The organism is Paraburkholderia sp. PREW-6R (assembly GCF_039621805.1).
GTDB lineage: Bacteria > Pseudomonadota > Gammaproteobacteria > Burkholderiales > Burkholderiaceae > Paraburkholderia.
In genome coordinates this window covers 704,828-730,858 of sequence record NZ_CP155075.1, presented here as the reverse complement: position 1 = coordinate 730,858, position 26,031 = coordinate 704,828, and the positions used below count along the sequence as shown (strand labels likewise).

Genomic DNA, 26,031 nt, shown 5'->3' with positions numbered 1-26,031 from the left:
TCAGTTGGCTCCTGCAGGTGCGGTCGTGATGAGAGAAGGTGAGGGTGGGGCGAAGGTATTGATCGCGGGCGGGCGGGGCTGCGCGCTGATCGCGAGAATCTTGCAGTCGTCATGACGCCAGGTGACCTGGACGGTGTCGCCCGCAGAGGGCAGCGCATGACGCTGGGTGTTGGGCACTTTGACGACAATTGAATCGCGCGAGCCGAGCGTCAGATGCACACGGTGGTGATCGCCGCAATACACCAACTCTTCCACGCGCGCGTGCACGACGTTATCGCGTTCATCGGGTTGCAGACCTTCTGCGCCCGGCAGGTGCGCACGCTCGGGGCGTAGCGCGAGCATGGCTTCGTCGCCAATGCGCAAGCCCGCTTCGCACCGGCCGCGAATGGTGCTGCCGTCCGTCAGCGCGAACGTCGCCCACCGCTCGTCGCAACTCACGACGCGGCCGGTCAGCCCGTTGTTTTCGCCGACGAAGTTCGCGACAAAAGCGTTCTGGGCGTTTTCATAAAGCTCGCTCGGCGTGGCCGCCTGCTGTATGCGGCCATCGGAGAACACGGCGACGCGGTTCGACATGGTTAACGCTTCGGCCTGATCGTGCGTCACGTAGACAATCGTCAGAGACAGCTCGCGATGCAGCCGCATGATTTCGTATTGCATCGTTTCACGCAGGCGCTTGTCGAGTGCGCCGAGCGGTTCGTCCATCAGGACGACACTCGGTTCGAACACGAGTGCGCGTGCGAGCGCGACGCGTTGCTGCTGTCCGCCGGAGAGTTGAGCGGGACGGCGATTGGCCAGATGCGGCAACTCGATCATGTCGAGCGCACGCTTGACGCGCGTCTTCTGTTCGGCGCGACTCACGCGTCTGACCGACAGCGGAAACGCGACATTCTCCGCAATGGTCAGATGCGGAAACAACGCATAGTTCTGGAATACCATGCCGATGTCACGCTGGTGCGGCGGCTTGTCATCGAGCCGCTTGCCGTCGAGCCGGATCTCGCCTTGTGTCGGCGATTCGAATCCCGCCAGCATCATCAGCGTGGTCGTCTTGCCTGATCCCGAAGGTCCGAGCAGCGACAGGAACTCTCCCTTGCGCACATCGAGGTTCAGATCGTCGACGACAAAGTTCACGCCGTCATACGACTTGCTCACGCCCGAGAACGAGATGAAGGAAGGATTAGACATCGTGATTGCGTCCTGTCGTTCTTACTGCAGATTCAGCTTGCTCGCGAGGTAACGCGCGAAGTCGTAGTTCGGCCGCTCGAGATGGCTGAGATGTCCCGGTTTGGCGAGCGGCGCATGCACGCCGCGAAAGACGGCTTCGACGCCGCGCCGGTCTTCGGCATTGACTTCGTCGAGCAATGTCTTCAGCGTCGCCATATGCGCATTTGCTTGGGGATCGGCAATGAATTCTGGCGACAGGCCGCCGCCAAAGCGTATGTGCACGCGGCCGACGCCTTGCGGTTGCAGCACGAGATACCAGAAATAGCCGGGCGTCAATGTAATCAGATGCGTCGGATAGATAGCGAGCAAAGCGGTAGTCTTACGCCAGTGGCCAATCAGGCGCGTGTTGTCCGGATGCGCGTTGCCGATAGGCAGCGACGCTTCCTTCGTGATCCAGTGGTAATTGAACGCCGCATGGCCCGGCGGGCACTCCATCTCTTCGAGGCGCGAGTGCGGACCTACCGTTGCGCGGTGAAGCATCGGCAGGTGATAACTTTCCATGAAGTTCTCGGCGAGGATCTTCCAATTGGTGTCCCACACGTGCTCTTCATAGAACGTTTCGATGTAGTCGGTCATACCGTACGCGTCGATTAGCGGGCTCAGTTCCGCAAGCTGCTGGCGGACCGGCTGCGCATTCTGATCGAGCGTGACGTAAATCCAGCCCTGCCATTGTTCACACCGCACGGCGGGCAGCCTGTAGCTCTCCTTGCAGAAACCTTCCTGACGGTCCATCAGAGGCGCCGCCTTCAATGCGCCGTCGAGCGAGTAATTCCACGCGTGATAAGGGCACACGATGCGCCGCACGTTGCCGCGTCCTTCGAGCAACATCGACATGCGATGCAGGCACACGTTGGACATTGCCTTGAGTTGCATCTGTTCGTCGCGCACAACGACCACCGGCTGTGCGCCGATGGTTGCCGTCAGATAATCGCCGGCCGCTTTGAGCGCGCTTGCACGGCCCACGCATTGCCATTCGCGCTGGAAGATGTCGCGCTCTTCGAGCGCCAGGAATTCCGCTGATGTGTAGACCCGAGGCGGCATGGCGCGAGCGTCGCCGAACGGACGATCGCAGCCGGTGCGCAATGCGTCGATCAATTCGGTCAGTCCGGCGTTGTCCATGACTTGGTCCTTGCGTGCGTTGAGCAGGAGCGCGCGGCGCAATGCGCCCGGCACGGACTCAATCTATCAAGCCAATATCCCAGTCAAAATATAGTTTTCGGATACAGAACAAAGCTTTTGACTATGCAGCACGGTTCAGGCGTCGATGTTCAGGCGTCGTATGTAGTTCTCGCAGAACGAAGCAAAGCGATGCACCACCTGGCGGGGCTTCATGGTGCGCGACTGCGCGATGCCGAGCATCGTTGCGTTCACGTTGTCTTTGAAGCGCTTGATCACGAACTCTTCGCCGTCCACGGTCCGATTGGACTTGAGCGGAAAGTTGAGCAGGCTGTAGCCGAGCCCGTTGGCCACCATGCCGCGTACCACTTCCGGCTGCGAGGATCGGAAAGCAGGCACGGGGCGGCTGCCCGCCGCATCGAAAAGTGCCGCGAAGTACTCGCGGCTGTGCGGCAGATCGAGCATCACATAAGGCTCGGGCAACAAGTCCGCCAGCGAAATCTTGCGGGCGCGCGCCAGCCTGTGCGTGCGCGGCAGAATGGCGTAAGGCGGCAAAGACAGCAGCGGCGTAAACGCGATGTCTTCGGTCAGGTCCAGACTGTATGTCAGCGCGATATCCAGCGAGCCGTCGTGCAGACCGCGAAGCAGCGCGTCCTGGTGCGCCTCGACAGTGCGAAAGGAGATGCCCGCATGGTTCTCGGTGAAGCGTGCAATCAGTCCCGGCATGAGCGGCGGCGCCAGCGAAACGAGGCAGCCCAACGCTATCGAGCCTGTCATGCCGCCATCCATCTCCTTCGCAGCCATTTGCAGCTCTTCCGCGATCTTCAGAAGATTGCGGGCCTGGCCGAGCAGGTCGCGTCCGGCTTGCGTCAGGGAAAGACCGCTTGCATGGTGCCGGATAAAAAGCTGCACGCCAAAAGACACTTCCAGATCGGCCAGGGCCGTGGAGATGGACGGCTGCGAAATGTGCAACTTTTTAGCCGCTGCGGTAAAGGACAGTGCTTCGGCCGTGACCACGAAGTAGCGCAGCTGGCGCAGCGAATAGCGAAGCGCGTGGCTTTCCATCAGTGTCGTTTTCCAGAGAATGGACGAACGGATTGTGTAGCGGACAAAAAACCGAGCATAGCTTTTTCCGATGCTATGCATTTTTTGAAAATATTTTATCGATCCTGTTTCGGCGCGTAAATTCTTGCGAGGACATACCGCCTTTGCAAGGACGCAGCCATGACAGCAGGAACAACGTCGATCGATACGCTCGTAGTAGGCGCAGGCCAGGCCGGCGTAGCAATGAGCGAACATTTGAGCCGCAACGGCGTGCCGCATCTGGTGCTGGAACGCGCGCGCATTGCGGAGCGCTGGCGCACGGGGCGGTGGGATTCGCTCGTTGCCAACGGCCCCGCCTGGCATGATCGCTTTCCTGGCCTTGAATTCGCCGAGACCGCGCCGGATGCCTTCGCTCCCAAGGAAGAAGTCGCCGACTACTTCGTTGCGTACGCAAAGAAGTTCGACGCGCCAGTTCGCACCGGTGTCGAAGTAACGAAGGTCGTGCGCAATACGGGCCGCGAAGGCTTTACCGTCGAGACCTCGGATGGCGTGATAGAAGCGCGGCGCGTCGTCGTGGCGACGGGGCCGTTCCAGAAGCCCGTGATTCCGCCGATTGCGCCGCACGCTACATCGCTCACGCAACTGCATTCCGCGGACTATCGCAACCCGCAACAACTGCCGGAAGGTGGCGTGCTGGTGGTGGGCGCCGGATCGTCGGGTGTGCAGATTGCCGACGAACTGCAGCGCGCGGGCCGCAACGTGTATTTGTCCGTCGGCGCGCATGACCGTCCGCCGCGTGCATATCGCGGACGCGATTTCTGCTGGTGGCTGGGTGTGCTCGGCGAGTGGGACGCCGAGGTGATGAAGCCTGGCCGGGAGCATGTGACCATCGCAGTGAGCGGTGCGCGAGGCGGGCAAACGGTGGACTTCCGCCGCCTCGGACATCAGGGCATCACGCTCGTCGGTCTGACGAAATCGTTCGAGGGCAGCGTCGTGCACTTCAATGCCGACCTCGCGAAGAACATCGCGCGTGGCGACGAAAACTATCTGTCCTTGCTCGATGCAGCCGACAATTACGCAGCCCGCAACGGCCTCGATCTTCCTGCCGAGCCGCAAGCGCGCGAGATCCCGTCCGATCCGGACTGTCTGACCCATCCGCTGCTGGATCTCGATCTGGAGCAGGCAGGCGTCGCATCGATCATCTGGGCGACGGGTTACACAACCGACTTCAGGTGGCTGCAAGTCGATGCATTCGATGAGAAGGGCAAGCCGAAACATCAGCGCGGTGTGTCGAAGGAGCCGGGCGTGTATTTTCTTGGCCTGCCCTGGTTGTCGCGACGCGGTTCAGCGTTTATCTGGGGCGTCTGGCACGACGCGAAGCACGTTGCCGATCACATCGTCACGCAGCGCACTTATCAGGCGTATTACGACACCCCGCACGACACCCCGCAATGTCAGGCGCAAGAACCGCGGCGTGAAGAAAGCGTCCAGGTCAATTAAACAGGGAAGGTGAATCGATGAGTCAACCTACGCATACCCGTATCCGCATGTTCAACACCAAGGATACGTACCCGAACCAGACGCTCGACAACGATCTGTGCCAGGCCGTGCGCGCCGGTAATACCGTGTATGTACGCGGGCAGATCGGCACGGATTTCGAGGGCAACCTCGTCGGTTTGGGCGATCCTCGTGCCCAAGCGGAACAGGCGATGAAAAACGTGAAGCAGTTGCTCGAAGAAGCGGGCAGTGACCTTTCGCACATCGTCAAGACGACGACCTATCTCACTGACGTGCGCTTTCGTGAACCGGTGTATCGTGAAGTCGGCAAGTGGCTGAAGGGCGTGTTTCCCATTTCGACGGGCTTGACCGTGGTCGCGTTGGGACAGCCGGAGTGGCTAATGGAAATTGATGTGATCGCCGTTGTTCCCGATGGATGGACGCCGCCGCCCAGCGCGTAAGGAGCACGCATGACTTTCTCTATCGTAGGTCGTTGCGGGAAGACGGGGCAACTCGGGATTGCGATCAGTTCGTCGAGCATTGCGGTGGGCGCACGCTGTCCCTGGTTGCGTGCAGGTGTGGGCGCGGTCGCCACGCAAAACGTGACGTTGCCTGCACTCGGGCCGCAGATTCTCGATCTGCTCGGCGAGAGGCAACTCGCTCCAGCGGAAGCCCTGAAACAGGCACTCGACGCAAACGAATGGCGTGAATTTCGTCAGGTGACCGTGATCGATGCGAAAGGCCGCACGGCTTTTTTCAGTGGCAAGGAAGCGTTGGGCACGTATCACGCGGTCGCTGGCGATCAGTGCGTCGCCGCGGGCAACATGCTGTCCGGCAAGCACGTTATCGAAGCGATGCCGGAAGCGTTTGCAAAGGCCGAAGGCCATCTTGCCGACAGGCTGCTTGCGGCCATGAATGCAGCGATCATGGCGGGAGGCGAGGCGGGTCCGGTACATTCGGCTGCGCTTAAAATTGTGAGCGATCTGACCTGGCCGCTCGTTGACCTGCGTGTCGATTGGGCCGACGAAGATCCGATTGGCAAGCTCGGCGATCTGTGGACCGCCTATAAGCCGCAAATGAACGACTATGTGACGCGCGCGTTAAACCCCACTGCCGCACCACGCTACGGAGTACCCGGCGATGAATGAGATGTCGAGCCGTACCTTGCTCGAATCGCTGATCGGTTTCCCAACCGTCAGCCGCGACTCGAATCTCGCGCTGATCGGGTTCATTCGCGATTACCTGGCGGCGCATGACGTCGAATGCGAACTGTTTTATAACGACGAGCGCACCAAGGCGAATCTGTTCGCGACGATCGGTCCGCGCGATCGCGGCGGCGTTGCGCTGTCGGGGCATACGGATGTGGTCCCGGTCGATGGTCAGGCATGGACTGTCGATCCTTTCACCCTCGTCGAGAAAGATGGCCGTTTGTACGGACGCGGCACGGCGGACATGAAGGGCTTTCTTGCTTCGGTCCTTGCCGCAGTACCGATTTTCGTCAGGCGCGGCCTGAAGATGCCTGTACACCTTGCTTTCTCGTATGACGAAGAAGTAGGTTGCCTGGGCGTTCGTTCAATGCTCGAAGAACTCGCGCGTCGCGAACATAAGCCGGTTCTTTGCCTGATCGGCGAGCCGACCGGACTCAGGCCGGTGCTGGGTCATAAGGGCAAGCTTGCGATGCGTTGCTGCGTGAAGGGCGCGCCGTGCCACTCGGCCTACGCGCCTTATGGCGTCAACGCCATTCAATACGCCGCCCGTCTGATCAACCATCTCGACGAGATCGGCGAAGCGCTTGCGCAGCCCGATCATCACGACGAACGTTTCGATCCGCCTTATTCCACGGTGCAAACGGGTGTGATTAAAGGCGGGCGCGCGCTCAATATCGTGCCCGCTGAGTGCGAGTTCGATTTCGAAGTGCGTGCGTTGCCGGGCTTTGATGCCGCCGAGGTCGCGGACCGCCTGGAGACGTATGCACAGGCCCAACTACTGCCGAAGATGCGCGCGATCAACGCGGACACCGACATCAGCCTGAAGCCGCTGTCGGCGTATCCGGGTTTGGCGACATCGCCTGACAGCGAAGCGGCGCGTCTGCTCGCGTTGATATCCGGATCGACGGAATTCGGCACTGTCGCCTTCGGTACGGAAGGCGGTCTATTCGAACAGGCGGGCATTCCAACCGTCGTATGCGGGCCCGGCAGTATGGATCAGGGACACAAGCCGGACGAGTACGTGACCGTCGAGCAATTGCGGGCGTGCGACGCCATGTTGCTTCGCCTCGCAAATCACCTGTCAAACTGAAGGTTGCCGATGCGTCATGTCGGCATCTGACGCGAGCGGTCCGCGAGACACAGGCGGCGGCAAACAATATCGACGATCGGTATTCGGGCGGTGCCAATCTTGTCAGATGAACGCAAACGCCAGAACGCGAACGAGGCTTTCAAGGCGACACCTGCTGTTGCGCCGCTTTCGGTGGATCGCTCACCAGCGCGTTGTAGGACCAGCCGCCACCCAGGTCGCCGAACAATGACGCCGCGTCCTGCAGGCGCGTCTGTGTCACGTTCAAGGCGGTCTGTTGAAGATTGAGCTGGGTCGTCTGCGCGGTCGCGACCGTCGTGAAATCGACCGTGCCCGCCTCGTATTCGTCCTGCGCGATCTCGGTGCCTCGTGTCGCGTCGCGCACGGCCTGCTCCAGCACGGCCGATTGCTGCGAAAGAATGCGCAAACCCGCCAGATCGTTTTCCACCCCCTGGAACGCCGCCAGCACCGTGCCGCGATAGTTTGCCACCGCGGCATCGTACGATGCTTTCGCTGCGTCGACCTGCGCGCTGCGCTGGCCGCCGTCGAAGAGCGTTTCGCTGGCCTGGCCGCCCAACGACCACACGTAGGCGGCCATGTGCAGCAGCCCCGACAATGGCGACTGCGAGAAGCCGTCCAGCGCCGAAAGCGAAATGGTGGGGTAATACGCGGCGACGGCAACGCCTATCGCGGCGTTCTGCGCCGCCATCTGACGTTCCGCGGCGGCAATGTCAGGCCTGCGCTCGAGGAGCGTGGAGGGCACGCTGACTGGAATGGAGGGCAGCGTCGGCAGCGTGGAGTTCGTTGGGATTTCCAGTTCTTCGGGGTTTTTACCGACCAGCACGGCGATCGCGTGAACGTATTGCGCACGCGACACGCCCAGTGCGATCAGACTCGACTGTGCGGATTCCAACTGGGTCTGCGCGGTCACCAGATCGGAGGGCGGAACAGTGCCGGCGTTATTCTGATCGGAGACGACTTGCTGCGATTTTTGGAACGCTGCGACGGTGTGCGTGAGCAGATCGACATTTGCGTCCGTTACGCGCAGATCGATTATCGCGTTGGCCAGCGCGATCTGCTCGGAAAGCGTGGCATTTGCGAGCGTGGCCTGACTGGCTTGCGCAGTCGCAGCGCTTTGCTCGATGTTACGGCGCACGAGACCCCACAGGTCGGGTGCCCAACTGGCATTGGCTTCGAGCGTGCCGCTGTTGTTGATGCGCTGAAAATTGCCGATGCCCGCGGCGCCGTTCAGCAAACTGCTGTTGAAATTGCCCGACGACGAGCGTTCGCGGGTCGTCGAGCCGGTCACGCCGATCGTCGGAAAGAGGGCGGCGCGCGCAATACGGACTTCCGCGAGCGCTTGCTGATAGTTCGCGTAGTCCTGGCGCACGGTCTGGTTCGAGACCGAGACGAGCGGTTCGAGCGAGTCCATCAGTGGATCGTTGAAGGCCGTCCACCAGTCCCCCTTGGGGCGCTCGGCGGCGGGCTGCGCCTCGGTCCAGCCCGGCAGTTCTTTCCAGGTGGCCGGGGTGGCGATGGGCGGCCGATGATAGTCCGGCCCGACCATGCAGCCGCCTGTCAGTACGCTCGATAGCGCGAGCAACGCGCCGGCCAGTCTGGAGTGGAAAAGTGTCTTCATGACGCGCTCGTGTCCGGTGCTTCGCCGCGGCGATTCCATGGCAGGCGCGCGGACCACTTCGCAAGTCGCGCGCGCAGCCGGTCGAGGTAGAGGTAAATCACCGGTGTCGTGTACAACGTAAAAACCTGGCTGACGAGCAGCCCGCCCATGACCGTCACCCCCAGCGGCTGACGTAGCGACGCACCCTGGCCGATGCCGATCGCTAGCGGTACCGCGCCCAGCACAGCGGCTGCGGTTGTCATCATGATGGGGCGCAGCCGTACCACCGCCGCCTCGTGAATCGCATCGCGCGCATTCATGTTTTCGTGGCGTTGCAACTGAATCGCGACGTCCACCATCATGATGCCGTTTTTCTTGACGATGCCGATCAGAAGAATGATGCCGATCATCGCGATCACCGAAAACGGCGTGCCGAAGATCAGCAAGGCGAGGGTCGCGCCAATGCCCGCCGACGGCAGTGTCGACAGAATGGTCAGCGGATGCACGGTGTTCTCGTAGAGCACGCCGAGCACGAGGTAGACCACTACGAGGGCGGCGAGAATCAGGAGCGGCACGGCGCCCATCGACTGGGCATACGCTTGCGCCGCGCCCGCGAAGGCGCCATGGACCGAAGCGGGCATGCCGATATCGCGCTCGGCCTGCGCGATGATCTGCCCGGCTTCGCTGAGCGAGCCGCCGGCGGGCAGATTGAACGAGATGGTGCCCGCCACGAGGCCGCTTTGATGGTTGACCTGGGTCGCAGTGTGGCTGTTTGCAAAGCTCATCATCGCGGGAAGCGGGACCATGGTTTCAGCCGCGGTGCTGTCCGCGCTGCCGCTCGAATTGCCACCCTTGCTGTTCGAAATACTATTGGTCTGCTGGTTCGCTTCGGCGTCGGCGTTCAGTGAATTCGTATTCGCGCTGCTGCTCGATGCGCTGACGATCGCGGCGGGCTGCTGCACCGCTTTGACGGTGGCGCCCGACATCTGCGTCTGCTGCGTGCCGCTCGCGTTGCCGGCGGCCGTGCTCAGGAAAATCTGGTTGAGCGCCTGCGGATACTGCCAGTATGCCGGTGCGACTTCCATCACGACAAAATACTGGTTGAGCGGGTTATAGATGGTCGACACGGTGCGCTGGCCGAACGCGTCGTACAGCACGTTGTCGATCTGGTTCGGCTGGAAGCCGTAGCGCGTGGCCGTCGCGCGATTGAAATTCACGTACGTTTGCAGGCCGTTCTGTTGCAGGTCCGAGTTCACGTCTTCCATCTTGCCGCGATATTTGCCGAGCTCGGTCACGAGTCTCGGCACCCACGTGAAGAGTGCGTCGGCGTCGTCGCTGGACAGCGTGTACTGGTATTCGGCCGCGGCCTGGCGACCGCCGATCTGCAGATCCTGTTGCGCCTGCAGGAAGAGTCGCGCGCCCGAGACTGCGTTGAGCCTGGGTCGCAGGCGGTTGACCACTTCGGTTGCGGACAGGTGGCGCTGCGCAAGCGGTTTGAGCTCGATGAACACGTTGGCCGTGTTCAGCGCCCGGCCACCCGTGAAGCCCGCGACCGATGCCACGGCCGGATCCTGTTTCACGATGGCCTGCAATTGGGCGAGCTTCCTTTCCATCGCGTTGAACGAGATGCTCTGGTCGGCGATGATCTGGCCGATCAGGATGCCCGTGTCCTGCTCAGGAAAGAATGTCCCGGACAGGAATCGCGCGAGGAATACGTTGAGCACCAGCAGGCCGATCAACAGCAGCACGACCGCCAGCGCGTGATCGAGGGCCAGGGACAGCGAGTGCGAATACGCCTGTTTGAAGCGCTCGAACTGTGCCTCGATCCAGCGCGCCCAGCGCGCCTGGGAATGCATCGCGCGCTCGCGGCTGAGCAGATAGGCGCACATGACCGGCGTGATGGTCAGCGAGATCAGCAGGGACAGCAGGATCGCGATCGACAGGGTGACGGCGAACTCATGAAACAGCAGCCCGACAATGCCGGGCATCAGCAGGATTGGCAGAAACACCGCGATCAGCGACACGCTCATCGAGATCACCGTGAAGCCGACTTCGGCGCTGCCGCGCAATGCGGCTTCCTTCGGATCGAGCCCGGCTTCCAGATGACGCACGATGTTTTCCAGCACCACGACCGCGTCGTCGACCACGAAACCGGTGCCGATTGTCAGCGCCATCAGCGAAAGATTGTCGATGCTGTAGCCGAGCAGATACATCGGTCCGAACGTGCCGACGATCGAGAGCGGCAGGGCGACCGCCGGAATCAGCGTGGCACGCGGCGACAGCAGGAACACGAACACCACGCCCACCACCAGCAGCACCGCGATGAACAGCGTGCGCTCCGTATCGGCCACTGACGAACGCACCGACTCCGAGCGGTCGATCGCGACGTTCACCTGCACCGCACTCGGCAACGCGGCTTCGATGATCGGCAGGCGCGCGCGAATCTGCTCGACCGTCTGCACGACGTTGCTGCCCGGCGTCGGATACACGATCACGAGCACCGCCGACTTGCCGTTGTAGAGCCCCGCGTTGCGGATGTTCTCGTTCGAGTCGCGCACCTGCGCGACATCGCGCAAAAAGACCGGGGCGCCGTCGCGGTAGGCAATCACCACGTCGCGATACGGCGCGGCCTTGCTGATCTGGTCGTTCGAGGTGACCACGTAGCGTTGCTCGCCCTGGTCGATGTGGCCTTTCGCGCTATTGGCGTTCGCGGCGCCGATCGCCGCACGCACGTCCTCGAGGCCGATGCCGTAGCTGTTCAGCTTGCCGGGCTCCAGTTCGACGCGCACCGAAGGCAGTGCGCCGCCGCCGAGCGTGATCTGTCCGACGCCGCTGATCTGCGACAACTGCTGCTGGATCACCGAGTCGGCGGAGTCGTAGAGCTGGGCCTTGGTCAGCGTGTCGGAGCTCAGCGCGAGCACCATGATCGGCGCGCCGGCCGGGTTGTACTGGCGGTACGTCGGGTTGCTGCGCAGCGTGGTCGGCAGATCGGCGCGTGCGGCCTGGATGGCGGCCTGCACGTCGCGCGCCGCGCCGTTGATATCGCGGTTCAGGCCGAACACGACGATGATCATCGACGAGCCCACATAGCTGATCGACGTGAGTTGGCTCACGTCGGCGATGGTGGCGAGGCGCCGCTCCAGCGGCTCGGCGACCGTGGCAGCCATGATTTCCGGGCTTGCGCCGGCCATGTTGGCCTGCAGCGCGATGACCGGAAAGGCGATGTTCGGCAGCGGCGCGACCGGCAGGCGAAAATACGCGAGCGCGCCCGAGATCAGGATCGCGACGGCCAGCAGCACGGTCGCGACCGGGCGCCGGATGAACAGCGCCGAGATGTTCACGGCGCGTTCTCCGGCGGCGCGGCGGCGCCCTCATTCGGAATGCGGCGGCGCGCGTTGACCCGCTGCGCCAGCCGGTCGAAGAACAGATAGATGACCGGCGTGGTGAAGAGCGTCAGCACCTGGCTCACCATGAGGCCGCCGATGATCGCGAGCCCCAGCGGCCGGCGCAATTCGGAGCCGGTGCCGGTGCCGAGCAGCATGGGCAGCGCGCCCAGCATGGCCGCGAGGGTGGTCATCAGGATTGGCCTGAAGCGCAGCAGCGATGCCTCGAAGATCGCTTCGCGCGGCGGCTTGCCGTGCTCGCGCTCCGCTTCGAGCGCGAAGTCCACCATCATGATCGCGTTTTTTTTCACGATGCCGATCAGCAGCACGATACCGATAATGCCGATCACGTCGAGATCGCTGCCGGCGATCATCAACGCCAGCAGCGCGCCGATGCCGGCCGAGGGTAGCGTCGACAGAATCGTGACCGGGTGAATATAGCTTTCGTACAGTACGCCGAGCACGATGTACACCGCGACCAGCGCGGCGATCAACAGATAGACCTCGCTGGAAAGCGAATCCTCGAACGCCTGAGCCGCGCCTTGGAACGACGACGTGATCGACGGCGGCAGATTCACGGCGCGTTCGGCGTCGCGAATCTGCGATACGGCCGCGCTGAGCGACGCGCCTTGCGCGAGGTTAAACGAGATCGTGACCGCCGGGAACTGCGCGAGGTGGCTGATCAACAGCGGCGACTGCGTGATGCTGATCTTCGCGATGCCCGAGAGCGGCACCTGGCCGGTGCTGCTGGTCTGGCTCGGCAAATAGAGATTACCGAGCGACTGCACGGTGGGTATCGTCTCCGGCTTCGCCACCAGAATCACGCGGTACTGATCGGACTGCTGGAAGATGGTGGAGACAATGCGCTGACCGAGCGCATCGTATAGCGCGTTGTCGATCGTGGCCGCCGTTATGCCGTAGCGCGCCGCCAGCTGCCGGTTCACTTCGACGTTCACGCTCAGGCCGTTGGTGTTCAGATCGCTCGTGACGTCCGTGATCGCGGGAATCGCCTTCATGCGCGCGATCAACGCGGGCACGTACTCGTTGAAGGCTTGCTGGTTCGGCCCGCGCAGCACGAAGTTGTACTGGTTGCGCGAAATCGAGGTGTCGAGCGTCAGGTCCTGCTCGGGTTGCAGATAGAGGCGGATGCCCGGCACGTTCGCGACTTCCTGCTGAAGCCGGCGGCCGATTTCCTCGGCGGTGACCGAGCGGTCGTCGCGTGGGCGCAGATTGATCAGGAAGCGGCCGTTGTTTAGCGTCGGATTGGTGCCGTCGATGCCGACATAAGACGTGAGCGACACCACGTCGGGGTCTTTGAGGATCGCTTCGGCGAGTGCGGTTTGGCGCCGGACCATGGATGCGTACGACACCGAATTGTCGGCCACGCTGATGCCCTGAATCACTCCCACGTCCTGCACCGGAAAGAGACCCTTGGGAATCACGACGTACAGGATCGCGGTAAGTGCAACGGTGATGACCGCGACCACCAGCGTCAGCGTCTGGTGATCGAGCACCCAGCGCAAGCCGCGCTCATACGCGGAAAGCGTCCTGTCGAACAGGCCTTCGCTGATGCGCTCGAAGCGGCTCGGATGGCGTTGCGCCTGCGCCCGCAACAGGCGTGCGCACAGCATCGGCACGACGGTCAGTGAGACGACCGCCGAGATTACGATCGTGACCGCGAGCGTGATCGCGAATTCGCTGAACAGGCGTCCAATCACGCCGCCCATAAATAACAGCGGAATCAGCACCGCGATCAGCGAGACCGTCAGTGAGAGAATCGTGAAGCCGATCTGGCCGGCGCCTTGGAGCGCGGCTTCGAGCGGCGTCTTGCCTTCCTCCAGATAACGCACGATGTTCTCGATCATCACGATCGAATCGTCCACAACGAAACCCGTCGCGATGATCAGCGCCATCAGCGAAAGGTTGTCGATCGAATAGTTGAGCTGGTACATCACGGCGAGCGTGCCGATCAGCGAGACCGGCACCGAGATGCTCGGAATGATCGTGGCGGGCACGTTGCGCAGGAACACGAAAATCACCAGCACGACCAGCACGACGGCGAGCACGAGTTCAAATGCGGCGTCCGATACCGACGAGCGGATCACGCCGGTGGTGTTTGCAACCACCGTGACCTGCAGGCCGGCCGGCAACGTCGATTCGAGCGCCGGCAGTTGTTTCATGATCTGGTTGACGGTGGCGATCACGTTGGCGCCCGGCTGACGCTGCACGTTCAGCACGATGGCCGGCGTGCCGTTGTACCACGCGCCGCGCTCGACATCCTGCGCCGCCTGGCTGACGCGCGCCACGTCGCGCAGATAGACCGGCGCGCCGTTCTGATAGGCGATTACCGTGGCCAGATAGTCTTGCGGATCGACGATCTGGTCGTTTGCGTTGATCGTGTAATCGAGATCAGGACCGTCGAAATTACCTTTTGGCTGACTGACGTTGACGTTCGAGAGCAGGGTGCGCAGATCGTCAAGATTGAGGCCGTAAGCGGCGAGCTTTTGCGGGTCCGCTTCGACGCGAACCGCCGGCACATTGCCGCCGGCGGTCGTGACGAGACCCACGCCCGGGACTTCCGAGATTTTCGTGGCAAGCCGGTTGTTGGCGGTGTCCTGCAACTGCGTCAGCGACATGGACTTCGACGTGATCGCGAGCGTGAGGATCGGCTGGTCGGCCGGGTTGACCTTCGCGTAAGTCGGCGGCGCGGGCAGGCCGGTCGGCAGAAAGCTGTTCGCTGCGTTGATGGCCTGCTGCACGTTCTGCTCGGCAATGTCGAGATTGAGCGAGAGATCGAATTGCAGCGTGATGACCGACGCGCCTTCTGAACTGTACGAGACCATCTGCTGCAAGCCGGGAATCTCGCCGAGCTGGACTTCGAGCGGCGCGGTCACGGTGGTCGCCATGACGTTGGGACTCGCGCCGGGGTAGAAGGTCTGGACCTGGATGGTCGGATAGTCGACATCGGGCAGCGACGACACCGGCAGAAAGCGCACCGCCACCAGGCCGACGAGCACGAGCGCGACCATCAACAGCGAGGTCGCCACGGGTCTCAGGATGAACAGACGGGAGAAGTTCATCGGCGCGCGCGCGGGCTACGAGGCGGCGGACGCGGAAGCGGGCGCCGAGGCCGGTCGCGAATGGCTTGCTGCACGCGCATCTGCCGCGCCGGCGGCACCTGAGGCACCTGAGCTACCTGAGGCACCTGAGGCACCTGTGGCGCCTGTGGCCGCGCGCGCGGCGGACGGCTTGATCTTCACGCCGTCGCTCAGGCGATCCAGGCCGTCCGTCACGACGGTATTGCCTGCGGCGAGCCCCGCCGTGATCACCGTATGCTGGCCGTCGCTGGGTCCTAGCGCGACCTTGCGGACGGACACCGTATTGTCGGGGTTGACCAGAAACACATAGTCGCCGGGCGCGCCGCTTTGCACGGCGGAGGTAGGCACCAGCAACGCGTTCTGCAAGGTGTCCACCAGCAGGCGGACGTTGACGAATTCGTTGGGAAAGAGCCGCTCGTCGTCATTGGCGAAGGCCGCGCGCAGCGTGACCGTGCCGGTAGCCGTCGCCATCTGGTTGTTGATCGCGTACAGCGTGCCGGTGGCGAGCTGGTGTGCATTGTCGCTGCTGAACACCGTGACCGGCAGTTGCGCGCCGGCAGTGGTGCGTTGCAGCACCTTGTCGAGCGCGGTTTGCGGCACGGTGAATTCGACGGTGGTCGGCTTCATTGTCGTAATGACCGCAATGCCCGGCTGGCTCGATGCGGTCACATAGTTGCCCGGGTCGACGAGGCGCAGCCCGACCTTGCCTGACACCGGCGCCGTGATACGGCAATAGGTCAGGTCGAGGACGTATTGCGCGATGCTGGCTTCGTCGGCCTTGACCGCCGCTTCGTCCTGCTGGACGAGAAACTGCTGGTCTGCGTAGGTCTGCTGGGCGATCGACTTGCGCTCGTTCAGTTGGCTGTAACGCGCGAGGTCGGCGCGGGCTTGCGCTAGCGCTGCGTTGTCCTTGGCAAGTTGGGCTTCCGCCTGACGCTTGCTGATTTCATACTGACGCGGGTCGATCTGCGCGAGAAATTGCCCTTTCTGGACTTCCTGGCCTTCACGGTAGCCGACGGCGGTCAGGTAGCCGCTCAGCTGCGGCAGCACGGTTACAGTGGCGACAGGGGTGACGGTGCCCAGTTCGTTGAGCGTTTCCGGCATGGGCCCGGTAGTGACGCGGGCGACGGTCACGACCTGCGGCGCCACCACGGGCTTGGGCGCCCTCGCGTGCAGCAGATGGAAGACCACCAGCGCGATGAGCACCAGCGCCACAAGGAGAATCAGGATGCGGCCTCGTCGGGGCCGCTTCGTCGGGATGGCCGGCGCCTCGCTCATAGCGCTCCTTCGCATGAGCCGTTGCACGGGACGAACGCCGTCCACGGACGGCTCGGCCAATTGCTGTCGAAGAGCGCCATACGAACTCCGCAGGAGAGAACACCACCAATGCCGGCGTCAGGATCTCAAACATTAGTAGCAAAGTCTAGCCGACTGTGGAGCTAATTTTCGCAATCTCCGATGGATGGCTGTTTCGATTTGTTACGGTCGGCGTGGCGTCCCCGGCTAACCACTGACCGAAGACCGCTCGCGCTTTAGTCTTTCAAGTCATTACCCGGTCAACGCGCCGTTATACGTCACACCCGCGATCACCACATTGCTGAGCGTGATCGACTTCACGTTGTTCACGAACACCGGTCCCGGCACTGTCGCCGACGCCGGTCCTGCCGCGATCGGCGTGCCGAGGTTGCAGTCGGAGATCGTGACACCGGTGATCGGCGACACGGTAGGCACCGGAAGCGGACCGTTGTAATCCGCGGCGACCGAGCCTTGCGCGACGATCGCCTGGAAGCACGAGCCTGACGTTGCCGTGAAGCCCGACGTCAACGGATAGCTCACCGCGCCGGACGTGTTGGTCGCGTGCACGTTCGAAATATTGACGTTGTTGATCGTTGCGGGGTTCCAGCGCACCGCGTCACCCGACGGGCTGTAATCGCAGTCGAACGTAATCAGGCCACCCTGGCCGGTCGACGGGTTCGCGGCAAGACCCACCGTGCCCGTGCCCGCCACTGAGCCCGGATAACCCGCGCCCAACGCGCCGCCGCCGTACTTGCCGGTCAGATTCACACCGTTCGGCAACGTGACGCCGTTGATCCACACGTTGTTGATGAAGCCGCCGCGATTCATGTTGGTCTTGAACCGCAGCGCGATGTTCAGCGGATTGGTCGCCCAGTTCGCGTTCTGCATCGTCAGCTTGCGCGCGTAGACGTTCTCGACGCCCGCGCTCATTTCGCTACCGATCGTCAGGCCGCCGTGGCCGCTTTGCATCGTGCAGTTCTGGATCACGATGTTCTGCATCGGACCGTACTGCGTGTCGAGGCACTTGCCGGACTTGATCGCGATGCAGTCGTCGCCGGTGTTGAACTGGACGTTCTGCACCAGCACGTAATTGCACGCATCCGGGTCGAAGCCGTCGTTATTCGGGCCGATGCTGTCCGCGAACACGCCGTCGATCACCACGTTCGTGCAGTCGGTCGGATGATGCTGCCAGAACGGCGTGTTCTGTGTGTGGTAGTTCTGCAGCAACACATTCGTGCAACCGATGAACTCGACCATGCACGGACGCAGGAAGTGACCGAGGCCAAACACGCGGTCGAGCACCGGTACGCCCAGTTCAGACAGCGCCGGCAAATAGTTCTGATCCTGATTCCAGCCAGACGCCGTGAGCAGCGTCATCAACGTCGTCGTGGTGCCGTCCTGATTTTTGAACGACACGTTCGCCTGCGGATTCGTGACCTGCCCGGCGGGCAGGCTGGTCAACGCCGTATTGCCCGCGTACGACGCGGAATTGGCCGAGTACGCGGTCGTGCCCGTGTTCGCGTCCGCCTGCGAAACCGGCGCGCCGCCCGATGCGGGCTTCAGATAACCATATTCGCCGCTCGTGCCCTTGAAGGTCCACCAGCAGGAGGTCGGCGCTTTGGTGCTCAATTGCATCGGCGTCATTGCCTGGCCGTTGAGCACGCAGGTGTTGTCGTCGGCGGTCAATGCGATGTTGGTTTGCTGGTAGGCATAGATCGGCGCGCCGAAGTTCAGGCAGTCGTTCGCCTGCCAGCGCGACCAGTACAGATTGCCGTTGGTCGTCGGATACGGGCCGCTCTTTGCGTAGTCGACGGGGTTCGGGCTGAAGTAGATCGTGCAGCCCGAGGTCAGATGGAAGTTGACGTTGCTCAGCAGCACGATCGGGCCGCCGCAATACCAGTTGCCGGCCGGCACCACGACGCGGCCGCCGCCCGCCGCGTGCGCAGCCTGGATGGCGGCGTTGAATGCGGCGCATGAATCGTAGGCGGTGTCCGTGACGTCGTACGGCACCATCACTGTCGAGCCCGGGCTTTGCGGCGAGGCCGCTGCCTGCGTGCCCGTCACCCACGGGATCGTGCCGCCCGGCCATGCGCTCGCCTGGATCAACGCGGACGACAAGAGCGCTTTCGCGCCGTAGCTCGTCACCTGAAAGTCAATCGCCGGGAACATCGACGTCGTGATGGTGGACAGTTTGTTGATGATCGCCGTCGCCTGGCCGGTGGGGCCCCAGATCGGGTCGACCGGAGTGCTCGGCGTGGTGGGCGTGGTGGGCGTGGCGGGCGTCGACGTGCTCAGCGAGTCGCCGCTGCCGCCGCAACCGGGCAAGGTGCTGAGCAGCGTGGCACCCGCTGAGGCGCCGGCCAGCATCATGAAGCTTCTGCGTCTGGGCGAATTCGGCTGGTCGTGGTTGCGGGTTGTCGATGACGCCAGCTTGCCGCTGTTTTTATCGTGGGTTGCCACAGGTGTCTCCTTGCCCCTGGTGGGCGTTGTCAAATCGTGGATGCCGCAGACGGCGCGGCCGATCGAAAGAGTTGGGCTGAGATCAGTGATCCTTATTATTTGTCATCGAGCGCAGAGGCGGATGAAATGGACCTGCGATTCAAAATGCGTGCAGGCGCACAACGCGCGGCTACGCTGTTCCTTCGGCTTTGCTTGCAGGAGCAGGTGGAGCGGCGCGGCCGTGCGTCGGGACGGGTGTCGGGTTAAATGGTTTGCTGGCCGGTCGCGTCATCGACGGATGCTTGTTCGGGTGCGTGGATCTCTTCGGGTGCGTGGATCTTCGCGGAGTGGTCCCGCGTGCTGTTGCCGCGCGCGACGCATCCATTGAACACCGCCTGGCAGCGGCCGCATCCGGCAGCGAGACACCGAGCGCCTGAATAAGGTCGGCGGCCAGGCCGCTGCGCGTGAACGCGGCGAACGCCGTCTTCGGTGCTTCGATGAAGGGTATGGCGAGACGGCCGGCATGATATGTCCTCGAACGTCTATGAATCGGGCGAGCTTCGCGACAATAACTGGTTTGTTATAGGTCGTCGTATGTCATCGGTGACATTAGCATTTTGCTCGTGAGTCATAACAGGCGCGTAAACCCGAACCGCACAGCTGAAAGGTGTTTTTGAATTGTGTGCATATTCGCTATAGTTATAGGATGACGTACATGTAAACGGTCTTCGGTTGGCGGTCGAGGCCCTGTTGATCGTCTGCAGCCGGGCACGGCATGGTGCTGGTCCCCCGCCGTCGTACCGCCGGTTGTATGCGCAATCGACGCGTTTCCGGTGTTGTCCGATTGGGGTCTGGTGGGGAGCACCGTCACCCCGGTTATCGAACAGACACGCGTTGGCTTGCTCCTCGTTGTGTTCGCTAACCTTTGGACGGATCCCGCCGTCAGCCGTCATGACCGATTCACGTACCGTCCTCATGTGCAGCTAACGAAACGACAAAAGGTCCGGCCACCTGCCTGAATACAAAGTTGACCCGAAAGTCACCGGCCGGTGATCGGCAGCACGCGACCCCTCCAGGTCGCTGAGGCGCCACTCGTGAATGCCGGCAACTCAGCGACTAGCTGCCGCTACACCATGTTGTGCATACAGAATGGCCTTGGGCTTAAAACAATCAGCCGCGTTACGTGGACGGAGGTAGCGTCTGCAGCGCCGATTAACTTTTACTTATATCCCCATGTTTTTGGCTGATTAGACGCGAATAAATCGGCTATTGACTATTGGATCGTTAGCGCTGCCTCCTCTCCGGCTCGCAGCGCGCCAATCCAATGGAGGACAGAAATGGTAGCCGATGCGCTAGTCATGGGCGATGCCGAGATTGCCCGTTTGCGAAGCACCCTCGAGGATGCCGCATCGCGATCCAGTCATCAGATCATCGATCTTGCACGCTCCCTCGTAGCCGTTCCCAGCGCCTATCCACCCGGCAATACTCACGCGGTCGCCGACACTATCGAGGCGATGTTCGAAGGCTCCGGTGCGGAAGTCGAGCGATTCGGTACGCTCCCACATGTCATGAACCTCGTGGTGCGCGTGCGTGGTGCGCGCCCTGGGCGTCGGCTTGTTTTCAACGGCCATCTGGACACCTTCCCGCTCGTGAACGCCCATCAATGGTCGGCCGATCCGGACGGTCAGGAACGCGACGGGAAGCTCTACGGACTGGGCGTGTCAGACATGAAGGGCGGGGTCGCCGCCATTGTGTTCGCGTTGCGTCAGCTCGCCGCTCTGCGCGAGTCGTTCGCGGGCGAAGTCGTCGCCACCTTCGCCGGGGATGAAGAAAGCATGGGTACGGAAGGGACTGGCTACCTGTTGAATCACGTGCCGCACGCAGCCGGCGACGCAATGATTAGCGCCGACACCGGATCGCCCAACGTGCTGCGCTTCGGCGAGAAAGGCATGATCTGGCTGCGTCTCGATGCGACCGGCAAGTCGGCACATGCGGCCCATGTGCATAAGGGCGACAGCGCAATCGAGAAAATACTCGATGCTATCCAGGAACTCAAATCGGTGCGCGACTATCCAGTGAACGCGCCGGACGAAGTCCTGGCTGCCATCGCCCGTTCGAGCGAAACATCTGAACTTATTTCTGGCGCAGGAGAGAGCGACGTTTTGCGCCAGGTCACCATCACGTTCGGTACGGTCAACGGCGGGCGTCTGTCCAATCTGATCGCGGACCACGCCACCGCGACCGCCGACATCCGTTTGCCAGTCGGCGTATCAGTCGCGCAGATCGAAGACCGCGTCAAGGAAATCGTTGCGCGTCATCCGGGTGTTTCGCTGGAAATCACGCGACGCTACGAACCGAGCTGGACCGCTCCCGATCACGAGATCATTCGAACACTCAGCCGCCATTGCGCTGCGAAGCTCGGCACACAACCGGTGGTCAATATGCGGGTGGGCGCCTCCGACGCACGGCTTTACCGGCAGCACGGCATCCCCACCGTGGTCTGCGGCTTGACGTCCTACAACATGGGCTCTTGCGACGAATACGTCTACGTAGACGAGTTGCGCGCCCTCGGTGAGATCTTCGCGCTCACTGCGTTCGACTATCTGAGCGCAACAGTCGGCCTCTGAACCGGCCCGCGTATGTCACGACCGCATTGGCCTCATTGACCTCGTTGTCGGAAGCGCCGCAGATGCAGCGCTGCCGTAAGCTCATCGCATCGGAAAAGGAAATGTCATGGCAACCGATAAAGCTTTAACTCCTGAGCAACGCAGCAAATTTCGCCGCATCCTGGCCTCTGCGCTGGTGGGCAACATGCTCGAGTTCTACGATCTGTTCGTCTACGGCTTCCTGGCCGTCGTAATGGCCAAAGCCTTCTTCCCGACGGGCGACGCCTACACCTCGATGCTCGCCGCTGCGACGACTTTCGGCGTCAGCTATTTCATCCGGCCGCTCGGCGCGATGGTAATCGGCTCATACAGCGACAGGCATGGCCGCAAGGCCGGCATGATGCTCACCATCTGGCTGATGGGAATCGGCACGCTCGTGATTGCCTGCGCGCCCACCTATGCGACATTCGGCGTGGTCGGTACATTGATCCTCGTGCTGGGCAAAGTCCTGCAGGGCTTCTCCGCGGGCGGTGAGTTCGGCTCGACCGTCTCCTTCGTCACGGAGCACGCACCGAAGGGAATGAAAGGGTACTTTGCGAGTTATCAGGTGGTCGGCATTGGCCTTGCCACGGGCCTCGCGAGTATCGTCGGGCTCGGTGCGAACAGGCTGATGACGCCCGACATGCTGGCGTCGTGGGGCTGGCGTGTGCCGTTTCTGATCGGCCTCGCGATCGTGCCGTTCGGTTACTGGATCCGCCGGCGCGTCGACGAGACGCCGGAATTCGAGAAGTCCAGTCACGAACGCAACCCCATCCGCGATACGTTCGCGACGGCCAAAGCTCGTCTCGCCGGGGCTATCGGCCTGTATTCGCTCGCCGCTTCGACGAATTATCTGTTGGGCGTTTTCATTCCGCTGTACGCGCAGAAGGTGTTGGGAATGAGCCCGGTGGATTCAATGTGGGGCGCGATTGGCTATTCGGTCGCACAGATTGTACTGCCACCCGTCTTCGGCGCACTGTCGGATCGTATTGGCCGGCTTGCGCTCATTACGACGGGAACGCTGCTTACCGTCGTCCTAACGATTCCTGCATTTCACCTGATGGTCGCGTCCCCCACAGTCGGCGTCTATGTCTTCTGCGTCACTGGATTGACAGCGTGCGTGATGGTGTTCCAGGGTGCGATGCCCGCGTTCGTCGCGGAACTGTTTCCGCATAGCACGCGTACCACCAGCATCGCGGTTGTCCATAACCTGACTTTCGCCGTGTTCGGCGGCCTATCGCTGATGATCTGCACGTGGATTGCAAACGAGACCGGCAGCAAGTTTGTGCCTGCTTATTACGTCATGGTCACTGCCGTCATCGCGCTAGTCTGCATTCTTTACTTTCGCAAGCGGACATACCCTGTTTCTGCTCACGAGAACGTGCTGAAAAACGCCTGATCGCCCAAAGTTCTCCACGTTCCATTTTTGGCTTACCGGATCGCTCGCCCCGTCACCCTTTAAAATCTGCTGGATCCGAGAAGGTCGACATCCGGCGAGCATCCAATGAGACTCAGGCACATAGAGGTAGTAAACGCGATCCGCGTGACTGGCACGCTCAAGGCTGCGGCCGCGCTGCTATCGCTCACCCAGCCGGCGATCACGCAAACGTTGCAGAGCGCGGAGCGCCAGCTTGGCTATCCGCTGTTCGAACGGGTTCGCGGCAAGCTGATCCCGACCCGCGAGGCGCAAACCCTGTTTCCTGAGATCATGCGACTGGACGAGCAGTTGCAGGCGGTCCAAAGGCTTGCGGAAAACCTGCGTGACGGGACCGACGAGTCTTCGATCCGCATTCTGGCCGCGCCAGCCTTGGCGCAAACTGTCGTGGCGGACGCAGTACTCGCATTCAAGGCGTTGCATCCGGGTGTGAAGCTTTCCCTTTGTTCTGATTACTCGTCAACCGCGGTCGCCAACATAGCGCTGATGGAAGCGGATATCGGCGTGCTGTATCACAGCGTGTCTCATCCTGCCATTAAGGAAATCGAACTGGCATCGAGCCGGCTCGTTTGCGTGGGTCACCCGGACGTTCTCGACGAGGCGCCTCTCATGGAGATCAGTGCGCTCGAAGGCCGCGAGATCATTGGACCAGATCCGGCCGATCCACTCGGGCGGCTACTGGCAAAACGGCTCGAAGAACTTTCGGTTACGGTCCGCTCGAGCGTCACCGCGCAGTCGTATCACTCCCTCGTGGCGCTTGCCGCACGTTCGAAAGTCGTGACTATCGTCGACGAAATCGCGGCGCTTTCCGCACGCGGTCAGGGGCTCAATGTCGTGCCGCTTGCACCGGAAATCGCGATTCCCGTCGTCGCGAGCGTGGCCATTAACGGCGAGCGGTCAGCGCTGGTCGAACAGTTCACAAAAGTGTGCCGGAATACGCTGCGCACGTTACGCTGAACCAGTGCAATGTGTCACCTACGCAACTCAAAAGATCCGAGAAGTGCCGGTTCCATCGCTCACTGCTTGGTAGCGTGCAACCGTTGCATCCAACTCACGGAGCGTCGCACATCGCGAGTGTCGGTATGGTCGCGCGGATGGCAAATGAAGCTGCAATCACGCCACCGCCCGACACTCCTCTCAGTGCCAATTGCTTCTTACCTGCAGCGCTAATCATTGATATGAGCTGCCTGGATCGCTCGCCAGCAGCGTCCCGGCTGCCAAAGCGGAGCGCGGCTGCACCGGCCCCACCCAGCGCGCGCGGCAACGGCTGACGCAGGCACGCCCGGAAGGCGATTGCGTCATTAATCGTGCTTTGCGGTCATGCCCACTGCACTATGGAGTGTGGCGTGAGCGTATTTCATGCCACTGTCGTGCATATGGCGGCTTGACGCCTGCTCCCCTCCTGATCAAATGGGGCGACCCACGTCACGGGCAGTTCCGGCTTCGCCCTGTTTCACAGCACTGGTGGCGAGTAGGTCATATCATCCTTGTGCGATTCAAGCTTCTCCAAACACCGCATGGGCGACGTGTGCAACTTCGCCTATTAAACGGAATTCACTCCACCGAGGGTGCCACGCCCCGTTGATGCGCTTCGTCGCTATCGCTTCCCCTTCCTGCGCCCAGCGCATGTGAACGTGCCGCTGCGACAATGCGGGCTCGTGTCTGTTCAGGATTGAGCAGCACCAAGCCGAGCGCGCCGCTCACCAGCAGCATGCCGCCCACCGCGAGAAAACCGTGCTCGTAGCCGATCGCCGGCACACCCTGGTTCGCCTGCACGATGCCGCCCATCAGCGCCGGTGCAATCAATCCCGCCAACGTGCCGATCGAACTGTTGATGCCGAGCAGCGCACCGCGTTGCCTGACCGACACGATGTCGCTGATCATCAACGGTCCGAACGAGAACACGAGCTGACTCATCGCGCCGCCGATCGCGAGACACACGACCTTCACCGCCGGCGTCAGGTCCGCCGAAATCGCGAGGAACATCACGCCGCCAAGCATCGCGAATGCACTCGTCAGCACACCGCGCGCAAGCCGTGAACTGTGGCCGTTGCGGATCATGCGTTGCGACCACCACGCGAGCACCAGCGTCAGTGGAATGAACGAGCCGACGATGCCGGAGAACAGCCATCCGGTGACGATTGGCGAATAACCGAGGCCGAGTCGCAGATACACCGCAAACCACGTGAACGCGAGCGAGATCACTGCGTATTCGACGAAGTAGATGACCAGCACGCCAATAAACGTCTTGTTCAGCAGCAGATGCCGGTAGAGGAACGACGGTCCGCCATCGTTCACGGCTTGCGCCGCATTGGCTTCATCGACCGCTGCGTTCGTGCTGCCGACCGTGCCGTCGCGGCCGATCACGAGCCACGCCAGCATCCACACGATGCCGACGATGCCGAGCGCGAAGAACGCATGATGCCAGTCGTAGCGCACGATGATGTACGACAGGATCGGCCCGGCCAGCATCAATCCGGCGCTGGAGCCTTGCTGCACGATCGTGTTCGGCACATTGCGATGCGCGTTGTCGAACCACTTGTAGCAGGCGTGCTGCGCAAGCGGAAACGCGGGCCCTTCGCCGAGACCGAGCAACACACGGCACGCGATCAGCACCGGCAACGTGACGCTCGCCGAGGCGAGCGGGAACTGCACGGCGCTCCACACGATGGCGAGCACAGCGAGCAACCAGCGGCTTTGCACATGATTCGCGATAAAGCCGAAGCCAATGCCCGACAGCGAGAAAAGCAGAAAGAAGCTGCTGCCGACCAGCCCGAAGTCGCGCGGCGACAAATGCATGTCGTGCATCATCGGCACGGCTGCAAGGCCGAGCACCGCTTTGTCCGCGAAATTGATCACCATGAACAGGAACAGCATGGCGACGATCAGCCATGCCCGGATCGATCCTTTGTCATTCATCTGTCGTCTCCATGCTGGTTTTGTT

16 protein-coding genes are annotated in these 26,031 nt (G+C 62.0%); 7 read left to right on the top strand and 9 right to left on the bottom strand.

Annotated features, from left to right (window positions below):
- From AAGS40_RS27805 to AAGS40_RS27795, 3 genes are all read right to left on the bottom strand, one after another.
- Complete coding sequence (locus AAGS40_RS27805; RefSeq protein ID WP_345816770.1) at positions 1-1,182, bottom strand: ABC transporter ATP-binding protein; 1,182 nt, start codon at positions 1,180-1,182, stop codon at positions 1-3.
- Between the two features lie 21 nt (positions 1,183-1,203).
- The gene (locus AAGS40_RS27800; protein ID WP_345816769.1) at positions 1,204-2,340 is read right to left on the bottom strand and encodes an SRPBCC family protein; all 1,137 of its coding nucleotides are present in this window, start codon (positions 2,338-2,340) and stop codon (positions 1,204-1,206) included.
- Between the two features lie 135 nt (positions 2,341-2,475).
- Positions 2,476-3,402 (bottom strand): LysR family transcriptional regulator, encoded by a 927-nt coding sequence (locus AAGS40_RS27795; protein ID WP_345817614.1) that lies wholly within the window; start codon positions 3,400-3,402, stop codon positions 2,476-2,478.
- 159 nt (positions 3,403-3,561) lie between these two features.
- Between AAGS40_RS27795 and AAGS40_RS27790 the strand changes: the two genes are divergently transcribed.
- From AAGS40_RS27790 to argE, 4 genes are read left to right on the top strand one after another with little or no spacing between them, the layout of a single operon-like run.
- The gene (locus AAGS40_RS27790) at positions 3,562-4,881 is read left to right on the top strand and encodes an NAD(P)/FAD-dependent oxidoreductase (protein WP_345816768.1); all 1,320 of its coding nucleotides are present in this window, start codon (positions 3,562-3,564) and stop codon (positions 4,879-4,881) included.
- A 17-nt stretch (positions 4,882-4,898) separates the two neighbouring features.
- Positions 4,899-5,339 (top strand): RidA family protein, encoded by a 441-nt coding sequence (locus AAGS40_RS27785; RefSeq protein ID WP_345816767.1) that lies wholly within the window; start codon positions 4,899-4,901, stop codon positions 5,337-5,339.
- Positions 5,340-5,348: 9 nt separating this feature from the next.
- Positions 5,349-6,026, top strand: a complete 678-nt coding sequence (locus AAGS40_RS27780) for a DUF1028 domain-containing protein (protein WP_345816766.1) — start codon at positions 5,349-5,351, stop codon at positions 6,024-6,026.
- A complete protein-coding gene (argE, locus tag AAGS40_RS27775) occupies positions 6,019-7,176 on the top strand; it encodes an acetylornithine deacetylase (protein ID WP_345816765.1) in 1,158 nt (385 codons plus the stop codon). Before AAGS40_RS27780 ends, argE begins: the two co-directional genes overlap by 8 nt.
- Positions 7,177-7,315: 139 nt before the next feature.
- Here argE and AAGS40_RS27770 read toward each other — a convergent pair whose 3' ends face one another.
- From AAGS40_RS27770 to AAGS40_RS27750, 5 genes are all read right to left on the bottom strand, one after another.
- The gene (locus AAGS40_RS27770; protein WP_345816764.1) at positions 7,316-8,812 is read right to left on the bottom strand and encodes an efflux transporter outer membrane subunit; all 1,497 of its coding nucleotides are present in this window, start codon (positions 8,810-8,812) and stop codon (positions 7,316-7,318) included.
- Positions 8,809-12,132, bottom strand: coding sequence for an efflux RND transporter permease subunit (locus AAGS40_RS27765; protein ID WP_345816763.1), 3,324 nt, complete (start codon positions 12,130-12,132; stop codon positions 8,809-8,811). Before AAGS40_RS27765 ends, AAGS40_RS27770 begins: the two co-directional genes overlap by 4 nt.
- Positions 12,129-15,254 (bottom strand): efflux RND transporter permease subunit, encoded by a 3,126-nt coding sequence (locus AAGS40_RS27760; RefSeq protein WP_345816762.1) that lies wholly within the window; start codon positions 15,252-15,254, stop codon positions 12,129-12,131. Before AAGS40_RS27760 ends, AAGS40_RS27765 begins: the two co-directional genes overlap by 4 nt.
- 15 nt (positions 15,255-15,269) lie before the next feature.
- Positions 15,270-16,550: an efflux RND transporter periplasmic adaptor subunit gene (locus AAGS40_RS27755; protein ID WP_345816761.1), complete on the bottom strand. Its 1,281-nt coding sequence runs from the start codon at positions 16,548-16,550 to the stop codon at positions 15,270-15,272.
- Between the two features lie 270 nt (positions 16,551-16,820).
- A complete protein-coding gene (locus tag AAGS40_RS27750; RefSeq protein ID WP_345816760.1) occupies positions 16,821-19,028 on the bottom strand; it encodes a glycoside hydrolase family 28 protein in 2,208 nt (735 codons plus the stop codon).
- A gap of 1,316 nt (positions 19,029-20,344) precedes the next feature.
- Between AAGS40_RS27750 and AAGS40_RS27745 the strand changes: the two genes are divergently transcribed.
- The 3 genes from AAGS40_RS27745 (at position 20,345) to AAGS40_RS27735 (ending at position 24,044) form a co-directional block, all read left to right on the top strand.
- Positions 20,345-21,634, top strand: coding sequence for a M20/M25/M40 family metallo-hydrolase (locus tag AAGS40_RS27745; RefSeq protein ID WP_345816759.1), 1,290 nt, complete (start codon positions 20,345-20,347; stop codon positions 21,632-21,634).
- Positions 21,635-21,740: 106 nt separating this feature from the next.
- Positions 21,741-23,051, top strand: coding sequence for an MFS transporter (locus AAGS40_RS27740; protein WP_345816758.1), 1,311 nt, complete (start codon positions 21,741-21,743; stop codon positions 23,049-23,051).
- Positions 23,052-23,156: 105 nt separating this feature from the next.
- Positions 23,157-24,044, top strand: coding sequence for a LysR substrate-binding domain-containing protein (locus AAGS40_RS27735; RefSeq protein ID WP_345816757.1), 888 nt, complete (start codon positions 23,157-23,159; stop codon positions 24,042-24,044).
- Between the two features lie 597 nt (positions 24,045-24,641).
- Here AAGS40_RS27735 and AAGS40_RS27730 read toward each other — a convergent pair.
- Positions 24,642-26,006 carry an MFS transporter gene (locus tag AAGS40_RS27730; protein WP_345816756.1) on the bottom strand — a complete coding sequence of 455 codons (1,365 nt, stop codon included), beginning with the start codon at positions 26,004-26,006 and terminating at the stop codon, positions 24,642-24,644.
- Positions 26,007-26,031: the final 25 nt, after the last annotated feature.